Below are 5071 nucleotides of genomic sequence, written 5' to 3'. Positions count from 1 at the left end.
CTGCCGGCATTGTTCAACGCATCTGTCGTCAAAACAAAAGCGCCACCACTTTTGAGAACCCCGCCTTCAGCATTTAAAACAAGAGCAGCTTGCCCCAATAACGGATCACGGTTTTCTGCGACAACCCTCAAAGCTCCATTGGCTAAAAGTTTTCCGGAATTTGTTAAAGAACCAAGCTTTGCATCAACACCCCCCCCCACCATGGTACCGTAATTGCTTAAAAGACCATGGCTGTTGAGACGAAGCTCTCCGCCTTGCGCTTCTAAGCGACCAGCATTGTTAAGGGTGCCTGCACTCAATGCGACATCATAGGCGCCCACTTCACTTGTCTCGCCCATTGTTAATGTTCCATCGCTGGAAAGCTCTATCCGCTTTTTGGAAACAATGCGCCCTGTTTGCTTGAGATTTGTTTGCGCATGCAAAGCAATTTCATCATTGCTTTCTATCGTACCGCTATTGCTTAAATCACCGTGGCTGGTCAGTTGAAGGTCACCACGCTCAATCTCTATGTGTCCTGCTTGGATCACACTATCAGCAACAACATTGACTGCTCCTTGCGTAGAAATGAGACCATCAACATTCTCAAAACTGCCCACATCAATGTGCAAACCATCCCGTGCCAAAACATGTGCACCCTCATCATGTGTAGCGTTTTGTTGGTCTGAATTGGTCGTTTCAGCGCCTTTATTGACAAAAGATGTCGCTATAAGTTTCATCTCACCGGCTAAAGCACTGAGAAGACCTGCCTCATTGTTGACATGACCAGCACGTGCCTCCTTCAGCCCACCAATGCTGAGAGATTCCTCAGCAATAATTCTGCCCTGTGTGTTGGTTAAATTACCATCACTGGATAGGTCCATAGATTTTTTGGCGTAAATCAGCCCGCTATTGCTAACATTCCCTGCCACATTGAGAGCAACGCTCTCACCACTAGAGCCAAGCGCACCGGCATTGTCTAATCGCCCTGCGATCAAAACAAAAGCACCACCACTTTGAAGGACCCCTTCGGATGTGTTCTTCAGAAAGGCTTGTTGCGGATCGGCGCCTTCTTGTGCGCTTACCATCAAATGCAAATCATCGGTTGCAATAAACGTCCCTTGATTGGTAAATGCACCAAGATGAGCATCGACACTCTCACCGCGCATTGTGCCGCTATTGATGATCCCATCACGCACTTGAAGGGTTAATGCTCCCTCTTGGGCTTCCACAGTCCCTGCTTGGGTTAAAGCATCAGCACTTAAAACCACATCATAACTTAAAATCGTGCTCTCTTGAGAGGTTGTGAGCATGCCCCCCGCTGTCAAGGCAACCTGCTGCATACTGACAATATCACCCGTGTGATTGAGGGCACCATGGGCATCCAGCGTTATCTTCCCATTAGACCAGACAGTGCCTTCTTGGATCAGGTCACCGCTACGCGCATAAAGGTCAACTTTTTGCTCTGCAACTAAATGAGCGCCTGATGTAAGCTCTGCTGCTTGCATTAAAAGAGAACCGCCGGCGCTATAATGTCCAGCGCTTACAGTGAGCGCATCATCGGCGCTCAAGACAATATTCCCCTTGGCACCAATATGGTTGTTTAAAGCGGTGATTTGATTGGTTTCAATAGTCAGATCGCCAAGGGAAGAAACCCCTGTTTGATCATTGTCTTGCATGCGGCTTAGATCAATGGTTGCTGCTTGGATCTCTAAAAGATCACCGGCGGCTATCCGCCCATTTCCCGCCTCAAGCTTTGCTGCCTGTAAATGCAAAGAACCCGTCGCTGACTGTTGACCATCACTTCCAATACCGCTTGCTAAAAGAGCATGAGACTGGAGTTTGATCACATCGGCGCGCACATCAACAGTACCGCTTGCCGCAACGCGGGCATGTTCAGCCAGTTCAACATGCTTCAAAGCCTTCAGTTCAACCGCTTCTTCTGAAAAAAGCAGATCTTTCACATGCACACTGTCGTGGTGAGAGTGAGCCTTCACTGCACCTTTGGCACGTGCTTTGGCAATCACCAGCTTGCCATCACTGGTCAATCTCATGGCGCCTGCATTGGCAACCATGTCTCCGCGCATCTTAACGCCGGCGCCTTTATCGTTGGCAATCACGCGGATCTGCCCCGCATACATTCCACCAAACTCACTGGAATCAATCGCCAATTCCGGCTCTTTGCCATCAGAACCAAGAGAAGTTGCTTCGCGCTTGTGATAATCAAAATGATTGTGACCAGCGATAACAGCCAAATCCCCTTTGACCTGTATAGGACCCCCGACACTGATCTTGCGCGAAACAAGATCAAAAATATCTAATGCACTCCCATCAGCACCACGAGCGCCTATGGTGATATCACCACCCTCAACACGCAAACCACTCAAAGCCCCATCGGCTCCAATAATCGGTTGTCCGGTCGATAAAGTCACCCGTGGAGTATTGATAAAGCCACAACCATTACAGGTAATCCCATTGGGGTTAGCGATAATAACATCCGCCATATGCCCGTGGACTTCGCTCACGCCTTCAAGACGCGAGCGATTGGCACTTACCACTTCATTGAGGATAACCTTTGCTGCACCGCTATAACGCAAATTGCCGTTGCCAGGCACCAATCCCCCAAGCTGTGAACGCGAAACCTCCTCAGTCGAATTGTTCAAAATCACGCCATGGGCATCAACATTGAAATTGTCATATTTGTTATGAGAAAGACCTTGTCCATTGGGGCGAACAATATCAATGAGCGGCACATCATTGCCGGCTTTCCCCACCGTGGGGCGGAAAACAGAGCCAACCCCATCAGCTGCTTTAATCCCTTGAGCTTCTTGAACGGGTGATCTTTGTGCACCAATTGCTTGTGCTTGCAACAACAAAGGCTGAAAAGCTAAGCAAAAACTTAAAACCAGTGAAAGCCCCTTGTGGATCCCTTGCTGCAAAACACAAAGAACGCGATGCCCTAGCTTGTATCCATATCCCAATTTGTGCTTTTGATCGTTCAATCCCCGCATCTTCAGCTCCTCATAAAATTCTTTATCTCTTAAAAAAAACAACCCATATGGGTGTAAACAGCGCAGCGATATTTTTTACCGCCCCTTTGCTCTAAAATCTCAATAATGCTCGCACTTGAAATAACCCTGTCTTATTCCCCTTTTCTCGCACTGTTGATTGGGTTAAAATATTCGAATAAGACACATCAACATCCGTAATGTCTCCGGTTGCATGGAAACCAAGAGTTGCCCCAATAAGGCGCCCGCCAAAACTGTTTTTGCTTACATCATTGGCTACAGCTCCCAGATCAAGCGCCATATAAGGGGAGAATTGGCTCATAAATTTACGCCCCATTCTCGAAGAAAAACCTGGCAACAACAGTGACAATTCATTGCGCCAGAACACCCCATTATTGCCGTAATAAACCGCCTCACGCACCCCACGCACAGATGAACTCCCGCCAAGGGACAGTTGTTCTGAACTAAACAACGCATCAGGTGACAATTGCCCTGAAAGCAACGTGTTATAACGAAAATTATACTGTTTGAGCGAAAAAGGACGCACATACCCTAAAGAAAAAGACAACTTTGAAAATTGCCCTTTGGGTGCATTTTTTGTCGAAGTTTCTTGCTCTTTATCATCATAAGCGCCAAGAATTGCCAACCCTTTATGAAATCCTATATGAGCGCTTAGCTCTCCTCCCATCCATTTGCGCGAATGATCAAGCTCTAAGGTTGCAATAGCCAGTTTACGGCTGGAAACATCAACTCGGCTACCCATAATAAAATTATCGGAATATTTCCACGTCAACCGCCCTGTAATCCATGTCTTTCCCTCTTGATCACGGTCAATAACCCGTGAAATCCATGGCGTAAGCGATAAAGACTTACCCTCAGTCATAATATCGGAAAATATTCCCTTAACACTCGAATGATATTGGCTCCAACTGCCATCAAAACCTACCGTCCAATAGCCATAGGGAAGAGAAAAGGATCCCGTTAGAGTATCACTATTGGGGCGCTTGTGAGAAAAATGATATGGACTACCATCCATAGAGCGCTGATAGCTAAACGACCATTGATCATTGATCCCTAACAGATCATCAAAAGAAAGGCTCAAGCGCGTTTGATAAATTCCTGTTGCTTTAGCACCAAGATTATCGCTGGAAAGCGTAATAAGCCAAGGTTTCTGTTTTTCAATATGAACATCGAGTATCGAACCACCCGAATTGCCACCCGCACCAAGATTAATGGTGGCTTGGCGTGAGAAAAGCCGATTGATTTGATCAAGCCCTTGCTCTATCTGGCGCAGATTGGTCGGCTTCCCAATAAGGTTTGGAAAAGCCGTGGTGATTTCTCCTTGAGATTTCCTTCCAACTTTATGCCCATCAAGAGTGATATCTTCTACTTGTCCTTCAACAACAACAATTTTAAGACGCCCACCCCTTAAATCCTGTTCTGGTAAATAAGCCCGCACCGCAATATAGCCGCGCTTCATATAAAGCTTGGTTACCGCTTTAAGCACTTTGTTGATCTCAGCAATACCAAGACACCGCCCCTCCCAAAAGGAAATGGTGTTATGAAGGTGGGTGAGAGAAATCAACTGAGCACCAACAAATTCAATGCTTTTGATCAGCAAACAGTTTTTTGGGGTTGAATCGCTTTGAAATACCGTAGATTCATTATCATCCTGTAATAAAATCTCATGCGTTGCGTTTCTGCGATGCAATCGTTGAAAACGCTGTTCTTGCGTTTGTTGACGTTGAATCCTCTCGGATTGATCAATCGCTTGCTCTCGAATGCTTTCTGCAAAACTCGCCAATGAAAAAAAGCACAAAAATACCGCAAAAATAAAGGTGAAAAAAAAACTACCCATTCATTGTGCCCTCAAAGTGAGCAACAAAATGAACCACATCATCAGCATCACAGAAAAAATCGCCAATCGCGTAACAATTTTTTAATCTTTTGATGAGAATAATACTTATAAAATCTGAGAGAAAAGTGTAAACTATACTGTATACATCTGCTTTATTGGTTGCACAAATCATATCATTCCCCCGCTTTTGAAGATTTTACAATGACACTGTTAAATGACAATTATACGC

The 5071-nt window shown here is 45.8% G+C and carries 2 protein-coding genes; both read right to left on the bottom strand.

The window, feature by feature from the left end:
* Positions 1–2987, bottom strand: a 2987-nt coding sequence (locus PVV66_RS09030) for a filamentous hemagglutinin N-terminal domain-containing protein (RefSeq protein WP_273719512.1), incomplete at its 3' end; no start/stop codon positions are given.
* 91 nt (positions 2988–3078) lie between these two features.
* Positions 3079–4842, bottom strand: coding sequence for a ShlB/FhaC/HecB family hemolysin secretion/activation protein (locus PVV66_RS09025; protein ID WP_273719510.1), 1764 nt, complete (start codon positions 4840–4842; stop codon positions 3079–3081).
* Positions 4843–5071 lie beyond the last annotated feature (229 nt).

This window comes from Bartonella sp. AU16XJBT, from assembly GCF_028618665.1.
In the GTDB taxonomy this organism is placed as follows: domain Bacteria; phylum Pseudomonadota; class Alphaproteobacteria; order Rhizobiales; family Rhizobiaceae; genus Bartonella.
The sequence above is the reverse complement of the archived record's forward strand: the minus strand, read 5'-3'. Positions and strand labels throughout refer to the sequence as shown.